At 54.8% G+C, this 15,409-nt stretch carries 15 protein-coding genes; 3 read left to right on the top strand and 12 right to left on the bottom strand.

The window, feature by feature from the left end; genetic code table 11:
- Positions 1-8: 8 nt before the first annotated feature.
- From phnK to ACHHZ6_RS18180, 11 genes are all read right to left on the bottom strand, one after another.
- Complete coding sequence (gene phnK, locus ACHHZ6_RS18230; RefSeq protein ID WP_182273439.1) at positions 9-764, bottom strand: phosphonate C-P lyase system protein PhnK; 756 nt, start codon at positions 762-764, stop codon at positions 9-11.
- Complete coding sequence (phnJ, locus tag ACHHZ6_RS18225) at positions 761-1,606, bottom strand: alpha-D-ribose 1-methylphosphonate 5-phosphate C-P-lyase PhnJ (protein ID WP_182273440.1); 846 nt, start codon at positions 1,604-1,606, stop codon at positions 761-763. The genes phnK and phnJ overlap by 4 nt, the downstream gene beginning before the upstream one ends.
- The gene (locus tag ACHHZ6_RS18220) at positions 1,599-2,663 is read right to left on the bottom strand and encodes a carbon-phosphorus lyase complex subunit PhnI (RefSeq protein WP_395122831.1); all 1,065 of its coding nucleotides are present in this window, start codon (positions 2,661-2,663) and stop codon (positions 1,599-1,601) included. The genes phnJ and ACHHZ6_RS18220 overlap by 8 nt, the downstream gene beginning before the upstream one ends.
- Positions 2,663-3,247 (bottom strand): phosphonate C-P lyase system protein PhnH, encoded by a 585-nt coding sequence (phnH, locus tag ACHHZ6_RS18215; protein ID WP_182273442.1) that lies wholly within the window; start codon positions 3,245-3,247, stop codon positions 2,663-2,665. Before phnH ends, ACHHZ6_RS18220 begins: the two co-directional genes overlap by 1 nt.
- On the bottom strand, positions 3,244-3,696 hold the full coding sequence (gene phnG, locus ACHHZ6_RS18210; RefSeq protein ID WP_395122830.1) for a phosphonate C-P lyase system protein PhnG: 453 nt from the start codon (positions 3,694-3,696) through the stop codon (positions 3,244-3,246). Before phnG ends, phnH begins: the two co-directional genes overlap by 4 nt.
- Complete coding sequence (gene phnF, locus ACHHZ6_RS18205) at positions 3,697-4,422, bottom strand: phosphonate metabolism transcriptional regulator PhnF (RefSeq protein ID WP_182919277.1); 726 nt, start codon at positions 4,420-4,422, stop codon at positions 3,697-3,699.
- Positions 4,423-4,443: 21 nt separating this feature from the next.
- Complete coding sequence (gene phnE, locus ACHHZ6_RS18200) at positions 4,444-5,223, bottom strand: phosphonate ABC transporter, permease protein PhnE (RefSeq protein WP_182273445.1); 780 nt, start codon at positions 5,221-5,223, stop codon at positions 4,444-4,446.
- A 115-nt stretch (positions 5,224-5,338) separates the two neighbouring features.
- Complete coding sequence (gene phnD, locus ACHHZ6_RS18195; protein WP_196390712.1) at positions 5,339-6,355, bottom strand: phosphonate ABC transporter substrate-binding protein; 1,017 nt, start codon at positions 6,353-6,355, stop codon at positions 5,339-5,341.
- A gap of 23 nt (positions 6,356-6,378) precedes the next feature.
- A complete protein-coding gene (gene phnC / locus ACHHZ6_RS18190) occupies positions 6,379-7,167 on the bottom strand; it encodes a phosphonate ABC transporter ATP-binding protein (RefSeq protein ID WP_182273447.1) in 789 nt (262 codons plus the stop codon).
- A gap of 136 nt (positions 7,168-7,303) precedes the next feature.
- The gene (yjdN, locus tag ACHHZ6_RS18185) at positions 7,304-7,738 is read right to left on the bottom strand and encodes a VOC family metalloprotein YjdN (RefSeq protein WP_182273448.1); all 435 of its coding nucleotides are present in this window, start codon (positions 7,736-7,738) and stop codon (positions 7,304-7,306) included.
- 120 nt (positions 7,739-7,858) lie between these two features.
- Complete coding sequence (locus ACHHZ6_RS18180; RefSeq protein WP_182919279.1) at positions 7,859-8,194, bottom strand: zinc ribbon domain-containing protein YjdM; 336 nt, start codon at positions 8,192-8,194, stop codon at positions 7,859-7,861.
- A 597-nt stretch (positions 8,195-8,791) separates the two neighbouring features.
- On the opposite strand from ACHHZ6_RS18180, the gene crfC reads away from it, so the two are divergent.
- The 3 genes from crfC to proP all read left to right on the top strand — a co-directional run bounded on the left by crfC (position 8,792) and on the right by proP (position 14,102).
- Positions 8,792-11,146 (top strand): clamp-binding protein CrfC, encoded by a 2,355-nt coding sequence (crfC, locus tag ACHHZ6_RS18175; RefSeq protein ID WP_395122829.1) that lies wholly within the window; start codon positions 8,792-8,794, stop codon positions 11,144-11,146.
- Positions 11,143-12,021: a diguanylate cyclase regulator RdcB family protein gene (locus ACHHZ6_RS18170; RefSeq protein ID WP_182273451.1), complete on the top strand. Its 879-nt coding sequence runs from the start codon at positions 11,143-11,145 to the stop codon at positions 12,019-12,021. Before crfC ends, ACHHZ6_RS18170 begins: the two co-directional genes overlap by 4 nt.
- A gap of 578 nt (positions 12,022-12,599) precedes the next feature.
- Positions 12,600-14,102 carry a glycine betaine/L-proline transporter ProP gene (proP, locus tag ACHHZ6_RS18165; protein ID WP_182273452.1) on the top strand — a complete coding sequence of 501 codons (1,503 nt, stop codon included), beginning with the start codon at positions 12,600-12,602 and terminating at the stop codon, positions 14,100-14,102.
- 35 nt (positions 14,103-14,137) lie between these two features.
- On the opposite strand, the gene ACHHZ6_RS18160 is transcribed toward proP, so the two are convergent.
- A complete protein-coding gene (locus tag ACHHZ6_RS18160) occupies positions 14,138-15,091 on the bottom strand; it encodes a nickel/cobalt transporter (RefSeq protein WP_182919280.1) in 954 nt (317 codons plus the stop codon).
- Positions 15,092-15,409: the final 318 nt, after the last annotated feature.

Raw genomic sequence — 15,409 nt, 5'->3', positions numbered from 1 at the left:
TTGGCCTCTTAGTTCTGCAATACCGATGACACCAGCAGTTGGGTGTACGGATGGTGTGGGTCGTCGAGCACGCGGTCGGTTAGCCCACTTTCCACCACCTGACCCTGCTTCATGACCAGCAGGCGGTCTGCCAGCAGGCGCGCAACGCCCAGATCGTGGGTGACAATCACCACCGCGAGGTTCAGCTCTACCACCAGACCGCGCAGGAGATCGAGCAGGCGCGCCTGAACGGACACATCCAGCCCTCCAGTGGGTTCATCCATAAACACCAGCTTCGGATGGGTGACCAGGTTGCGGGCGATCTGCAGGCGCTGCTGCATGCCACCGGAAAAGGTGGTTGGCAGGTCGTCGATGCGTGAGGCGGGGATCTCCACCTCTTCAAGCCAGTGCTGCGCGGTGGCGCGAATATTGCCGTAGTGACGTGCGCCGGTCGCCATCAGCCGCTCGCCGATGTTGCCCCCCGCAGAAACCTGGCGGCGCAGGCCGTCCATCGGGTGCTGATGTACCACGCCCCACTCGGTGCGCAGCAGGCGGCGGCGCTCGGCTTCACTCATGCCATACAGCGACTGGCCTTCATATAAAATGTCACCGTTGTGCGGCGTCAGGCGCGCGGAGATAGACTTCAGCAGGGTGGTTTTGCCGGAACCGGACTCGCCGACAATCCCGAGCACTTCGCCGGGCCACAGCTCGAACGAGACGTCGCTGAAGCCTTTGCCAGGCGCATAAAGATGGGTCAGATTGTTGACCGAAAGCAGCGGTTTCATTGGCCGTTCGCCTCGCTCTGTTGGCGGCAGTAATCGGTGTCGGAGCAGACAAACATCCGTTTGCCCGTGTCATCCAGCACCACTTCATCCAGATAGCTGTGCTTCGAGCCGCAGATGGCACACGGTTCGTCCCACTCCTGCACCGTAAACGGATGATCATCGAAATCGAGACTCTCCACGCGGGTGTAAGGCGGTACGGCATAGATGCGCTTTTCGCGCCCGGCCCCAAACAGCTGCAGGGCGGGCATCATGTCCATCTTCGGGTTATCGAATTTTGGGATCGGCGATGGGTCCATCACGTAGCGACCGTTGACCTTCACCGGGTAGGCGTAAGTGGTGGCGATATGGCCGAAGCGGGCGATATCCTCGTACAGTTTCACCTGCATCACGCCGTACTCTTCCAGCGCGTGCATGGTGCGGGTTTCGGTTTCGCGTGGCTCGATAAAGCGCAGTGGCTCCGGGATCGGCACCTGGAAAATCAAAATCTGATCTTCGGTGAGCGGCGTTTCCGGAATGCGGTGGCGGGTCTGGATCAGCGTTGCGTCTTCGGTTTTTTCAGTGGTGTTGACGCCCGTCACGCGCGTAAAGAAGTTGCGGATCGACACCGCGTTGGTGGTGTCATCAGCGCCCTGGTCGATGACCTTCAGCACGTCTGCTTCGCCAATCACGCTGGCGGTGAGCTGAATACCACCCGTACCCCAGCCGTAAGGCATCGGCATTTCACGGCCACCGAACGGTACCTGGTAGCCCGGAATGGCGACCGCCTTCAGGATGGCGCGACGGATCATGCGTTTGGTTTGCTCATCCAGATAAGCAAAGTTGTAGCCGCTTAAGTTAGCCATGGGTGCGCTCCCGTTGCAGGCGTTTCAGCAGTTCCAGTTCGGCCTGGAAATCGACGTAGTGCGGCAGTTTGAGGTGCGAGACAAAACCTGCGGCTTCAACGTTATCCGCATGAGCCAGCACAAACTCTTCGTCCTGCGCCGGGCCGGAGATATGCTCGCCGTAGTCCGGTGCCTGCAGGGCGCGGTCAACCAGCGCCATCGCCATCGCTTTGCGTTCGCCAAGGCCGAACACCAGCCCGTAGCCGCGGGTGAAGTGCGGATCGCTCTCTTCGGGTGCGACAAAACCGTTGACCATTTCGCACTCGGTCATCAGCAGTTCGCCGACGTTTACCGCAAAACCTAGCTCTTCCGGCACAATTTCGACATCGATAGAGCCGCTGCGAATTTCTGCCGCAAACGGGTGATTGCGCCCGTAGCCACGCTGGGTGGAGTAGGCCAGCGCCAGCAGGTAGCCCTCATCGCCACGCATCAGCTGTTGCAGGCGTGAAGAGCGTGAGCACGGATAGACCGGTGGGGTGCGGGTGATGTCATCAGGCTGAGCACCTGAGTCCTCTTCCGCTTTCGCCAGCCCCTGTTTCGCCAGCAGGCTAAAGACGTGCGGGGACGGTTCCTGGGCGGCGTCGGAGGCGGTGAGTGACGACGTTTCACCGTTTGCCAGCAGGGTGAAGTCCAGCAGACGATGGGTATAGTCGTAGGTGGGGCCAAGCAGCTGGCCGCCGGGGAGATCTTTGTACACCGCGGAGATGCGGCGTTCCAGACGCATTTCAGCCGTATTCACCGGTTCGCTCACTGCCAGTCTGGCAAGCGTCGTGCGGTAGGCACGCAGCAGGAAGATAGCTTCGACGTTATCGCCGCTGGCCTGCTTCAGCGCCAGCGCCGCCAGCTCGCGATCGGCGATGCCTCCTTCGGTCATCACCCGGTCGACGGCCAGATTTAATTGCTGCTCAATCTGGACGACGCTCAGCTCGGGAAGCTGGTCATCGCCCCGTCGTCTGTGCTCCTGCAACCTGTGGGCGGCGGCAATCGCCTTCTCGCCCCCTTTGACGGCAACGTACATCAACACACCTCCACATGGGTGGTTCGCGGAATAGCCAGCAGGCGTTCGCCGCAGGTCAGGATCAGGTCGATACCGAGCGGGAACGGGTGCGGGCGTTCAGTCAGTTCATGAATGATGCACTCCGGTAGCTGTGGTGCGACCATGCGCTCGTCGGCGATACCCGCACCCGTCAGGCGCAGCATGCGACCACCGCTCAGGCTGGATACCTGCAAAATCAGCGTGGCGCTGGTTTCCGGGGCGACAGCCGTGCCTTCGCTCAGGGCGTTGAGCTGCTCGTGGCTGATTTGTTCGTCGGCCACGGCAAATACCGCCTGCCGGGGCTGTTCAACCAGTGGGGCGTTGGTATGAAAACGCAGGTTCTGGCTGGCGATATCATTCGACAGTGCGCCTGAGAGCCACACCGGGGTGTCGTTGTCGGCCAGAGTCAGCAGCACGCTGGTGGTGGCGAGGTTCAGCGGCAGCCAGCCCTGGGAGAGCTGATGCAGCGAGACGATCACACCTGGCTCGCTCATGGCTTTCAGCAGGCGACGGAAACTCTGTTGGGCATCCTGGACGGCCAGGGTAAAAGCAGGTTGAAGCGTCATGCGTTGTCTCCGCGAACGAGCGTAAAGAAGTCGACCCGGCTGGTGTTCACTTCGGCCTGACGTGCGGCAATACGGGCAGCGCGGTCAGCTTCCAGCGGGGCAATGAGGGTTTCCATCAGGGTCTGGAAATGGGATTGTTCCTGCAACAGGGCGTCGACCACAGCACAGCGCTCGGCGTGTTGTTTATCGCGCCCTAGCACGTAGCTGTAACCCAGCGTGCCGCTACTCAGGCGGATCACGGCGCGTGTTAATGTGGCGTCACCGGCGAAGAAGCGCTCGCCCGTGCCGCCCATGCGTGCCTGGATTTGCACCAGGCCAATTTCCGGTGCGCGGAGGGTTTCGTAATCGGGTATCAGGCTGAGTGCGTTCATACGGCCAGAGAGTGCGGCTGGCTGGCTGTGAGCGAGCACGCGCATCCAGCGCTGACGTGTGGAGGTGTCGAAGTGCATTCAGTGCTCCATAGTGAATTCAATCATGTCGGCGCGGGTCAGGCTGACGGAGTATTCCGTCGCGTTGATCTCACCGTCACGGTGGTTAAGGGTGCGCACGCAGAGCAGCGGAGCCATGTTGGGGATCTCCAGCACGTTGCTCTCTTTGGCCTGCGCGCGGCGGGCGCTGATGCGCGTCTGGGTGCGTTTGAGCGCAATGCCCGTGGCGTCACGCAGGAAGTCATGCAGCGAACCGCTGGAGAAGTTTTGCAGCACCGGCCAGAGCGTCAGGTCGGCGAAGTAGTGGTCTATCTGACACACTGCCACACCGTTGACCCGGCGCAGGGTACGCAGGTGGATGACGTTGTCACCCTCCTGAATACCCATTGCATCTGCCACGTGACTGGAGGCCGGGCGCAGCACCGACAGCAGTTTTTCGCTGGTGGGGTGGCTGCCCTGATCAAGCAGATTCTGGCTAAAGCGTGCCTGTGCATTGAGCGGATAATCGAACGGGCGCATCAGCACCAGCACGCCAATACCCTGACGGCGCTGCACCCAGCCGCGTTCGACCAGCTGATCAATGGCGCGACGCAGGGTGTGGCGGTTCACTTCATAGCGGTCGGCAAGCTGTTGTTCGGCAGGCAGGTAATCTCCGCAACGGTAATGCGTGCGCAGTTCCACCTCGAGTCTGGCTGCAATCTCTTGCCAGCGGGTTGGGTAACTGGTCGGATGTCTGGATAAGTGCATATCAATCAAAGCCTCGCTATCTCAGATGAAGTGCTTACGCAAACGTTGAGAGAGGAAATCCAGCAGGCTGACGGTAATGATGATGAGCACCATCAGGGCGCAGGTTTGCTGGAACTGGAAACCGCGAATGGCTTCCCACAGGGTGACGCCAATACCGCCTGCGCCGACCATGCCAACAACGGTGGCGGAGCGGACGTTGGACTCAAAGCGGTACAGTGAGTAGGAGATCAGCAGTGGCATCACCTGCGGCAGTACGCCGTAGAGGATCTCTTCGATTTTGTTGGCACCGGTGGCGCGAATACCTTCGACCGGTCCGGGCTCGATGGCTTCGACCGCCTCAGAAAGCAGCTTGGAGAGCACGCCGGTGGTGTGAATGAACAGTGCCATTACGCCCGCGAAGGGACCAAGGCCAACGGCGACCACAAACAGCATCGCAAACACCATTTCGTTGATGGCCCGGCAGGCGTCCATCAGGCGGCGCATCGGCTGGTAAATCCACCACGGCACGATGTTTTCGGCGCTCATCAGACCAAACGGAATGGAGAGAATGACGGCAAGGGCGGTGCCCCAGACGGCGATTTGCAGGGTGGTTGCCATTTCGCCAAGGTAGTCCTGCCACTGGCTGAAGTCTGGCGGGAAGAAATCGGCGGCGAAGGTCGCCATGTTGCCGGAATCTTTGAAGAGCAGCAGCGGATCCATTTCTGCACCCTTCCAGGAGATAACAAGTACCGCCAGCAGGATGGCCCAGCTTAATAGCGAGAACCAGCTGCGCTTCGGCGGTGGGACAGTGATGGTTTGCATGTGTGTTCCTTTATCTGTTCTCCCTCTCCCTGTGGGAGAGGGCCGGGGTGAGGGCATCAGCGTGCGCATTTCCCCCTCACCCTAACCCTCTCCCTCAAGGGAGAGGGAACCTGAGTTACTGCACTGCTTTATTCACGCTGGTCATCGCACCGAGCGCGGCGGTCAGACGGTCAAGATCTTCCAGCTTCGCCTGAATCTCAGACACTTTGCTGGTCTTCTCTGCGTCCTTCAGACCTTTGTTGTCCTTCACGCCCTGCATCTCTTTAAACAGCGCCAGCTGGCGAATTGGCACCAGCTGCAGGTCGCTGGATGCGCGGAATGGAGCCCAGCCCAGCTTCGCCAGAACCGCCTTCTCTTCCGGCGTTTTGCCGTAGTTCATGAAGAAGTCGTACACCTTGTCCTTGGTGCTTTCGGAGAGGTTTTTACGCCACACAATCGGGTCGCCCGGGATCAGCGGAGATTTCCAGATAACCTTCAGCTCTTTCAGCTTGTCCGGCGCTGAAGTCTTCAGCTTGTCGAGGTTTTCAGTGTTGTTGGTGGCAACATCCACCTGCTTGTTCGCCACGGCCAGAGCGTTGGTTTCGTGGCTGGCGTTAACGGTGCGTTTGAAGTCGCTGGCGGAGGCGTTGTTCTTCGCGAAGACGTAGTAGCCAGGGACGAGGAAGCCAGAAGTGGAGTTCGGGTCGCCGTTACCAAAGGTCAGATCTTTGCGTTTGGCGAGCATATCGTTGAGGTTGTTGATCGGGCTGTCTTTGTTGACGATCAGCACGCTCCAGTAACCCGGGGAGCCATCCGCTGCAACGGTCTGTGCAAAGACCTGGCCGTTCGCGCGATCCACCGCTTCCATTGCGGAGAGGTTGCCGTACCAGGCGATGTCCACTTTGTTAAAGCGCATCCCCTGGATAATGCCCGCATAGTCCGGGGCGAAGAAGGCGTTCACTTTGATCCCCAGTTTGGTTTCCATATCTTTCAGGAAGGGTTCCCACTGAGGCTTCAGGTTCTGCTGTGATTCCGTCGAAATAATGCCAAAGTTCAACGCTTTTTCCTGCTCCTCTGCGTGTGCAGGGCTTAACAGGGTGCTGATGCTGAACATGCTGGTAAAGGCCAGCGCGGCAACCGTTTTATAGCTCATTTCCATTCCTCGTAGTGGGGACGTTAAGCAGCCTGCGCGTTCTCTTCGACGCGGTTAATGCTGCGGTAGAGATGGTCAAAACGTTCGTTATCAAACTGATGGCTTGCACCATCAAAGAACACATGTCCCTGACGCAGCGCGACGATGCGTTCGCAGTAGCGCAGGGCGTAATCCACCTGATGCAGCGTCACCACCACGGTGATGCCATCGTTCTGGTTAATGTCACGCAGGGTTTCCATCACGATGCGGGCTGATTCCGGATCCAGTGAGGCGATAGGTTCGTCAGCCAGAATGATTTTCGCTTTCTGCATTAGCGCGCGAGCAATGGCCACGCGTTGCTGTTGTCCACCAGACAGGGTGGAGACACGCTGATGGGCAAAGTGCGCCATACCTACGCGGGTTAGCGCCTGCAAGGCTTCTTGCTTCTGGGAAGGAGAGAACCAGCGCAGGCAGGTGCGCCAGAACGGGGTGCTGCCGAGCGCGCCGATCAGCACGTTTTCCAGTACTGTCAGGCGATTCACCAGGTTGAACTGCTGGAAGATATATCCCGTCTGGGCGCGGCTTTTGCGGATATTACTCGCCAGACGGCCAGCACGCTGTACGGTGTTACCCAGCAACTCGACGTGGCTTTCCGGTGTTTTATCGCAGGTGAGAAGGCCGCTTAAATGACGCAGAAGGGTGGATTTACCGGAACCGGATGGCCCCAGCAGAGCGACCATTTCACCCTGCTGGACAGTCAGATCAACGGTGTGCAGAGCCTTATTGTGGTGGAAGGTCTTGCTCAGTTTCTCGACGCGAATGACGGTTTGCATGTGCTGGGCCTCACGATAAATGTGGCCTCATGCTGGCGCATCAATATGACATTTTGGTTAAGTCCCGGTTGCGGGAATTTGAAGAGTTGAGCGGAATTTGATGACAGGCGGAGGCAGACTGCCCACCGCCAGCAGGTTAGTGCGGTTTAAGGACATTAATCATCCACGGCACGCCGTATTTATCGATAACTTTACCGAAACCGTGTGCCCAGAAGGTCTCCTGCCAGGCCATTTCGATGATACCGCCAGCGGCAAGGTTATCGAACCAGCGCTTACCCTCAGCGACATCCTCGGTGTCGAGTACCAGGGTGAACCCGGCATACTGTGCTTTGCTGCCGGGGGGCAGCCCATCGCTCATCATGATATCGCTGCCAGCGATGCGGACATTGGAGTGAGCGATAGCGGAATCCGGGAACTGCATGCCAGAGGGACAGCCTTCTGCACTGTTATCGCTTTTTGGCATTTCGCCGAAGGTGATTTTATAAAGAAGCTCTGCGCCGACAGCGTGCTGATAGAAGGCGCTTGCCTCTGCACAGTTGCCGGCGAAAGAGATATAGGGACTTAACGGCATAATCATTACCTCAGGTAAGAGAAGCCCGTTAAGTGTAGTGCTCATACGCCCGGTAAGCGAAGCACCACCGGGCGTTTTTGCCGGATAAACTGTGTTTATCCAGCCTGGAGACTTAAAAAATCAGTTCTTTTTCACGAACTCAGATTTCAGTTTCATCGGGCCAAAACCGTCAATTTTGCAATCGATATTATGATCGCCTTCAACCAGACGGATATTTTTCACCCTGGTGCCGATTTTCAGCATAGAAGAGCTGCCTTTAACCTTCAGGTCTTTAATCACGGTAACGCTGTCGCCATCAGCCAGCAGATTACCGTTAGCATCTTTAACGACAAGTGCATCACTATCCTGAGACGGTTCTGCATCATTCCATTCGTGAGCGCATTCCGGGCAGATGAACATGCCATTATCTTCATAGGTGTATTCAGAATTGCATTTCGGGCAGTGTGGGAGTGACATAGGGGTATCCTCAAAAAGTGCTTAACACGCTGGAAAGTGCCAGCTAAATGGCGGCAGAGTGCCGAAAAAGGTGGCAAGTATAACGCAAATCCACAGTTTTGTCGGTGATATTGTTTAATAAAAAAGTGTGGAAAGCGTGTTGGGAGTGACACTTTCTGTCAGTCAGTTAAGCGATGCTTACGTCATTAACACGGTGGAAAGAATTGGCGCTAAATATATTGAATATTTTATTGCAGCAAATTGCTACGTTCCTCCATTTCGGATAAGGTGAAGCACCACGTTGTTATTTATCCACGGTCTTCATCGTCATACATATCTTATGACGGTGGTGAATTACCTCTCTTTTTAGGTGGGTAAATAATGACGATATATCCTGAAGTTTCCTAAAAATGGGCTACGCTTTTTATCTTTTGGCTATCTGTCAGAAGGAGAGTTTTACACACCATGCAAGGATGATGAATTATTTCTGATTGCCATCAATCAGTTATATTTCAGCAAACATGTTTTCCACACGTGATCATATAAGCCGAAACAGCATAATTAAAACCAGGTGGCTTAATAAAAGTAATAAATTTGCGTTAAGGAAAGGCTTTTATCATGCACACACAGACTATTTTTGAATTAAGCCAGGAAGCTGAGCGTTTGCTACAGCTTGCCTTGCAGAATCTTGATACGTTGAAATCAATGCCGATTGCGATGCTGGACAACACGGCAGCCGCTATGACGGGTGAAAAGAACAACGTCTTGCCTTTGCATTTTAGCGCGCGTGGTGTCGAAGCACAGCAGGCGATGCTGAATAATGAATTACGGAAAATAACCCGTCTGGAAATGGTGCTGGCGATTGTTGGCACGATGAAAGCGGGAAAATCGACCACCATTAATGCGATTGTGGGTACGGAAGTGTTGCCGAACCGCAATCGCCCGATGACGGCACTCCCTACGCTGATCCGCCATACGCCGGGCCAGAAGGAGCCGGTGCTACATTTCTCTCATGTCTCGCCGATTGATGAGTTAATCCAGCGGTTACAGCAAAAGCTCTGCGATTACGATCGCGGCAAGCTGGCGCTGCGCCTGGAAATTGATAAAGACATGAATACGTTGCTGGAGAGCATTGAAAAAGGTGAGGCTTTTGAAAAGCATCACCTGGGTGCGCAGCCGATATTTCATTGTCTGAAAAGTCTGAATGACCTGGTGCGGCTTTCCCTGGCATTGGGCGTCGAGTTCCCGTTCTCAGAGTATGCGGCTATCGAACACATCCCGGTGATTGAGGTGGAGTTTGTGCATCTCGCGGGTCTGGGTGCCCATCTTGGACAACTGACGTTGCTCGATACGCCGGGGCCAAATGAAGCCGGACAGCCGCATCTGCAAAAAATGCTCAGTGAGCAGCTGGCTCGCGCATCGGCGGTGCTGGCGGTGATGGATTACACCCAGCTGAAATCCATTTCTGATGAGGAAGTCCGCCAGGCGATTTCGGCAGCGGGAAAATCGGTGCCGTTGTATGCCCTGGTGAATAAGTTCGACCAGAAAGATCGCAACAGCGACGATGAGGAACAGGTCAGGGCGATGATTTCCGGCACCTTAATGAAAGGGAATATTTCGCCGGGGCAGATTTACCCTGTTTCGTCGATGTGGGCGTATCTGGCGAACCGTGCCCGCTATGAGATGGTCAACAATGGGCGGCTGCCGGATCACCAGGAACAGCGCTGGGTACAGGATTTTGCCGAAGCGGCACTGGGACGACGCTGGCGTTCAGCAGATTTGGACAATATCGACCATATTCGTCATGCCGCCGATCTGCTCTGGGAAGATTCGCTATTTGAGCAACCTATCCGCAAACTGATTTATGCCGCCTATGCCAATGCGTCGTTATTTGCTCTGCGTTCGGCGTCGCATAAGCTCCTTAACTATGCGCAAAATGCCAGGGAGTATCTCGATTTTCGCTATCAGGGGCTGACGGTGGCCTTTGAGGAGCTGGAGCTTAATATCACGCGGATTGAAGAGGATATGTCGCTGCTGCAGATGCGTCAGCGTGTGGCCAGCGATGAAGTGAAGCACGAGGTCGGGCAGGCGCTGAGTGCCACGGATGACTTTATGGCGCTGCAGAAAAGTGCGCTTAAGCAGGCGATCGGTCATGTCTTTAGCCGTCACAATATCCTTGATTTAGCCGGTATCGATCCGCTGAATCTTCGCCGCGACGAGCCGGAAGAGATGAACCAACTGGTTCTGGAGGATGAGGGGCAGGCACAGATTGCGCTGAGTAAAATCCGCTCTTCCTGCGAGCTGATCATGCTGGATGCACAGAGCAAAATCAGCCGGGAGCTGGCGTTACGTTTCGATCAACTGGAGTCTACGCTGGCGCGTTCGCTGAATGAGGCCATGCGACCGATTGAGGCGAGTATCAAAGAACAGCTTAGTCACGCTGGTTTTCGGGCGCGTATTAGCTTCCCGGCGTTTCAGGCTAACCAGCTTAACTTCAACACGCGTGGGCTGTTTAATGATGCCATCGCGATGGACAACCGCCCGACGGGCCAGCCATCGGGTGCGGGAAGTATGCGTGAAACGGTTTCTCGTTGGCTGAATAATCCTGGCTGGGGCTGGGAAGATTATGTGGAAACGCGCACACGATACGTTATCGATGTTGCACAGCTACATGACAAATTTACGCAGCATATTGATCAGTTTTGTGAACAAATCTGTAAAGCTTTGGCTGCGCAGGTCGATGTCTCTGTTACGGCGGGCATGGCAACGTTCTTTGCGGAATTTTCGTTATGCCTGACGGGGTTACAGGAAAGTTTGCGTGATAGCCTCGCAGTGCGTCAGCAGAATGAGCATTCGACCCGAGCGCTCAGCCAACTGTTGAAGCAAAGTCTCACGACTGCGACGTGGATTCAGGAAGATACCCGACTGTTACGCGATGACATTCAAACTCTATTCGCGGCAGAGCAACCATGACAACACAGCTACTGGATGGTCCCGGGCGGACGCTGGAGTGCATTTATCCTAAATTTATGGTCGATCTGGTTCAGGGGGTGGACGCGGTGCGTCATACCCACCTGGGGCCGCAACAGTTACAGTTTCGTGAGCGTTTGACTCAGGAGATCATGACGCACACCCGGCTGCGGCCCTGGTCAATGGCGGGAATGCTCAACGAAAATGCGGCATTGCGTCTGGGGCTGGCGGAAAAACTGGCCAGTATGCTTGACCCGGGCCACCTCGCGCTGACCCGCATGGCCGATAAACTGATTGCGCTGCGTCAGCAGGCTAACCAGCGTGTGCAGCAATCGCCAGGGCTGCTTCATCAGTATGCCGAGCTTTCTTCGCATTTCAGACAGCGTGCGACGTATAAAGAAAAGGCACTTACCCAACGCGGGTTGACGGTGCAGGCGGGCGAACACAGTGAACAGATTTTTACCCGCTGGCGAGCCGGGAATTATGATGGCTGGTCGCTGGCCGGGCGCTGTTATATTGCGCTGGAGGAGTTACGCTGGGGCGCGTTTGGCGATGCATGCCGCCTGGCGAATGACGATGTGGCGGCTATGCTCAAGGATAATCTGCGTAGCATGGCGGCAAACTATCTTGCTCAGGGAATTAACGCCTCTCCCGCTACCCGACATTTCTATCATCAATGGCTGGCGACACCAACTGCACCGGGATTAATGGATCATAAAGATATGCTGGGCTGGTTGGGTGACTGGTGCCAGGCAGATAAACATCCGGTGAGCTGGTCGGTGACACAGAACTGGCAAACAGTGGCTCTGGGAATGCCAAGACTCTGTTCGGCAAAACGGCTGGTGGATGCAATGGTCGAAGAGATTTTTGGTGGGTGACCCTTCTTCTGTGAGAACAAGTGGATTAATCAATTAATCCAATGTGTTACACGGTATCAAAGCCGATGTATTTGCTCTCCATACAATAAAAGTAAATAAGCAGGCATCCTGAAATGTGTGCAAAACACCAGGGGGGTTGTGCCTGTTTTTTTTATTGGAGTTTTAATTTAATTAAAATGAAACATAATTTTTATTATTGCTTTTGAATATCCGCCGAAAGCAAAGTAACCGGTATGTGATAATTAAAATTGATGCTGATATGGCGGGAGGGTACGCAGTTTGTTTTTTGCTATGCAAAGGATAATAGAGGTGTTTGAGAAAGTGCGTATTCGTCGTAATTGACAAATGCTGAAATCAGATGACAAACCGGGAAAATATGTGTGAAGTTGATCACAAATATAAACGCTGGTAGGGTAATAAAGGTCATTAACTGCCCAGGCAGGCGTCAACAGGTTCGGTTGTATAGGCGTGAAACGTCAATGTAAGTAAACCTGCTACGCTTGAAAGAGGTGAAGCCCTGCCCTTGCAGATCGCACGTTGTCTGTGGTGCAGACTGGGCTCAATCTACGAGGATAGCAATGCTTAAAAGGAAAAAGATAAAACCCATCACGCTTCGCGATGTCACCATTATCGATGACGCTAAATTGCGTAAAGCGATCACCGCCGCCTCGCTCGGTAATGCGATGGAATGGTTCGATTTTGGTGTCTACGGATTTGTTGCCTACGCACTTGGTAAAGTGTTCTTCCCTGGTGCCGACCCAAGCCTGCAGATGATTGCAGCGCTGGGGACCTTCTCTGTTCCCTTCCTGATCCGCCCGTTAGGTGGTCTTTTCTTCGGCATGCTCGGCGATAAATACGGTCGTCAGAAGATCCTTGCCATCACCATTGTCATTATGTCGATCAGTACGTTCTGTATCGGCCTGATACCGTCCTATGCCTCCATCGGCATCTGGGCACCGATTCTGCTGCTGCTCTGTAAGATGGCGCAGGGCTTTTCCGTCGGGGGTGAGTATACCGGTGCGTCGATCTTCGTCGCGGAGTATTCCCCGGACCGTAAGCGCGGCTTTATGGGAAGCTGGCTGGACTTCGGCTCGATTGCCGGGTTTGTCATGGGCGCGGGCGTTGTGGTTCTGATTTCGACTGTAGTCGGTGAAGAGAACTTCCTTGAATGGGGCTGGCGTATTCCGTTCTTCATAGCGCTTCCGCTGGGCATCATTGGTCTTTACCTGCGCCATGCGCTGGAAGAGACTCCGGCGTTCCAGCAGCACGTTGATAAGATGGAGCAGGGCGACCGTGAAGGACTGCAGGATGGCCCAAAAGTGTCGTTCAGGGAGATCGCAACCAAACACTGGCGTAGCCTGTTGACCTGTACTGGTCTGGTGATTTCCACCAACGTGACCTACTACATGCTGTTGACCTATATGCCAAGCTATTTGTCGCATAACTTGCACTACCCGGAAGATCACGGTGTGTTGATTATTATCGCCATTATGGTGGGCATGTTGTTTGTACAGCCAATAATGGGGTTGCTGAGTGACCGCTTTGGCCGTCGACCATTCATCATTCTGGGGAGTGTTGCGCTGTTTGCGCTGGCGATCCCGGCGTTTATGCTGATTAACAGTGATATGTTGAGCCTGATTTTTGCCGGCCTGCTGATGCTGGCGGTGATCCTCAACTGTTTTATCGGGGTAATGGCGTCTACGTTGCCCGCGATGTTCCCGACACACATTCGCTATAGCGCACTGGCGGCTGCCTTTAATATCTCTGTTCTGATTGCCGGTCTGACGCCGACGCTTGCCGCCTCACTGGTGGAAAGCACGCAGAACCTGATGATGCCCGCTTATTACCTGATGGTGATTGCGGTGATTGGTTTGATTACTGGCGTTACCATGAAGGAGACTGCGAACCGTCCTCTGAAGGGGGCAACGCCTGCGGCATCTGATATCCAGGAAGCGAAGGAGATCCTGCGCGAGCACTACGATAATGTAGAGCAGAAGATTGAAAATATTGACGCAGAGATTGAAGAGCTGCAGAAAAAGCGTTCGCGACTGGTGGATCAGCATCCGCGAATTAGTGAGTAATAAAAGAAAACCCGCCGCTGGCGGGTTTTCTTTTATTAGCATCCGGCGGCGATATAGTCACCGTTGGCGCTGATGGGGATCACCGTCAGGAACAAAAGAGTGGCGAACAGGATCAACACAATCCCGCCAGCTATTTTGCACGCCGGTACTAGCCAGCTCAGAGACGATCCTCCCCCAAACCAGGCTACGGTGCGTTCACGGGCGTAACGTACTGCCAGCGATAACCCCATAATAGAGAGTGCCGTTCCCAGTGACATGGTCATTACTGCGGCAATTCCCCAGGTGACGATGCCCAGTGCGTTCGAGAACATCAGGATCATGATTGCCCCGCTGCACGGGCGCGCGCCAATTGCCAGAATCACCCCCAGACGAGTTTTCCAGTCGCCGGTTGTCAGGTCTGTTCCTACACCGTGATGTCCGCAACCACAGTGTTCATCATGCTGATGCAGAGGGGAGAGTGAACGGATAGCCCTCTTGCGCGGTTTTAAGCTTTTCAGCGTCTGATAAATGATAAATGCACCGAAGGCACCAATTAGCACTGCGCTTATCTTCTCTACATACCAGCGACTCACGCTGATATCTCCTGATGCGAGGTTAAAACCCACTGCCAGAATAAAGACAAAGAGAATGGCGCTGACTCCCTGCATCAGGCTGCCAAGAAAGGGCACGACACGAGCGGCAATTTCGCTTTCTTTATTTGTACTCAGATACGTGGTGACAATGAATTTGCCATGCCCCGGCCCGACGGCGTGAAGGACGCCATAAAGGAAGGCTCCGGTTAATAGCCATAATCCTCCGCTGTACTGGTGGTTGTTCAGCTGTAGCAGGTACATCACCAGATAGCGGTGCAGGGTGATTTGTGTGGCAAGGCACCACTGGATAAAGGCGCTCCAGTGCGTATGTAGCGTAAAACCGGCAAAGAGGAGCGTCAGAACCATTAGTCCAGCGGTTGGGATGCGCCAGTCACGGACGAGACGTTGTGTGATCATAGGGTGGCCTGCTGGGGGGAATGTTTTCCGCCATTATAGTTGATTTTCCCCCTCAGTTCGTCGGTTCGCTCAGGGATCTCTGAGCTGTCTGTGGATAAGTCTGTGTGTAAAAGGGTATAAGGCGGGGTTTTGCTGGGGAATGCAGCAGTCAGTCATTTTTCTGTCATTTAGCAGTTGCAGCGGCACGAGAACTCCCTATAATGCGCCTCCATCGACACGGCGGATGTGAATCACTTCACAAACAACCCGGTCGGTTGAAGAGAAAAATTCTGAAATAACGGGTTGACTCTGAAAGAGGAAAGCGTAATATACGCCACC

This window comes from Enterobacter cloacae complex sp. 2024EL-00214 (assembly GCF_043945575.1).
Classification (GTDB): Bacteria; Pseudomonadota; Gammaproteobacteria; order Enterobacterales; family Enterobacteriaceae; genus Enterobacter; species Enterobacter cloacae_P.
Note: the sequence above shows the minus strand (reverse complement) of the source record. Positions and strands in the feature narration are given on the sequence as shown.

Excerpts from the sequence above, each read along its gene's own strand:
- phnH (WP_182273442.1), bottom strand. The coding sequence starts at position 3,247 with ATGACGCTTCAACCTGCTTTTACCCTGGCCGTCCAGGATGCCCAACAG.
- phnK (WP_182273439.1), bottom strand. The coding sequence starts at position 764 with ATGAAACCGCTGCTTTCGGTCAACAATCTGACCCATCTTTATGCGCCT.
- yjdN (WP_182273448.1), bottom strand. The coding sequence starts at position 7,738 with ATGCCGTTAAGTCCCTATATCTCTTTCGCCGGCAACTGTGCAGAGGCA.
- phnG (WP_395122830.1), bottom strand. The coding sequence starts at position 3,696 with ATGCACTTCGACACCTCCACACGTCAGCGCTGGATGCGCGTGCTCGCT.
- phnJ (WP_182273440.1), bottom strand. The coding sequence starts at position 1,606 with ATGGCTAACTTAAGCGGCTACAACTTTGCTTATCTGGATGAGCAAACC.
- phnD (WP_196390712.1), bottom strand. The coding sequence starts at position 6,355 with ATGAGCTATAAAACGGTTGCCGCGCTGGCCTTTACCAGCATGTTCAGC.
- phnC (WP_182273447.1), bottom strand. The coding sequence starts at position 7,167 with ATGCAAACCGTCATTCGCGTCGAGAAACTGAGCAAGACCTTCCACCAC.
- ACHHZ6_RS18160 (WP_182919280.1), bottom strand. The coding sequence starts at position 15,091 with ATGATCACACAACGTCTCGTCCGTGACTGGCGCATCCCAACCGCTGGA.
- phnE (WP_182273445.1), bottom strand. The coding sequence starts at position 5,223 with ATGCAAACCATCACTGTCCCACCGCCGAAGCGCAGCTGGTTCTCGCTA.
- ACHHZ6_RS18220 (WP_395122831.1), bottom strand. The coding sequence starts at position 2,663 with ATGTACGTTGCCGTCAAAGGGGGCGAGAAGGCGATTGCCGCCGCCCAC.
- proP (WP_182273452.1), top strand. The coding sequence starts at position 12,600 with ATGCTTAAAAGGAAAAAGATAAAACCCATCACGCTTCGCGATGTCACC.
- ACHHZ6_RS18180 (WP_182919279.1), bottom strand. The coding sequence starts at position 8,194 with ATGTCACTCCCACACTGCCCGAAATGCAATTCTGAATACACCTATGAA.
- phnF (WP_182919277.1), bottom strand. The coding sequence starts at position 4,422 with ATGCACTTATCCAGACATCCGACCAGTTACCCAACCCGCTGGCAAGAG.
- crfC (WP_395122829.1), top strand. The coding sequence starts at position 8,792 with ATGCACACACAGACTATTTTTGAATTAAGCCAGGAAGCTGAGCGTTTG.
- ACHHZ6_RS18170 (WP_182273451.1), top strand. The coding sequence starts at position 11,143 with ATGACAACACAGCTACTGGATGGTCCCGGGCGGACGCTGGAGTGCATT.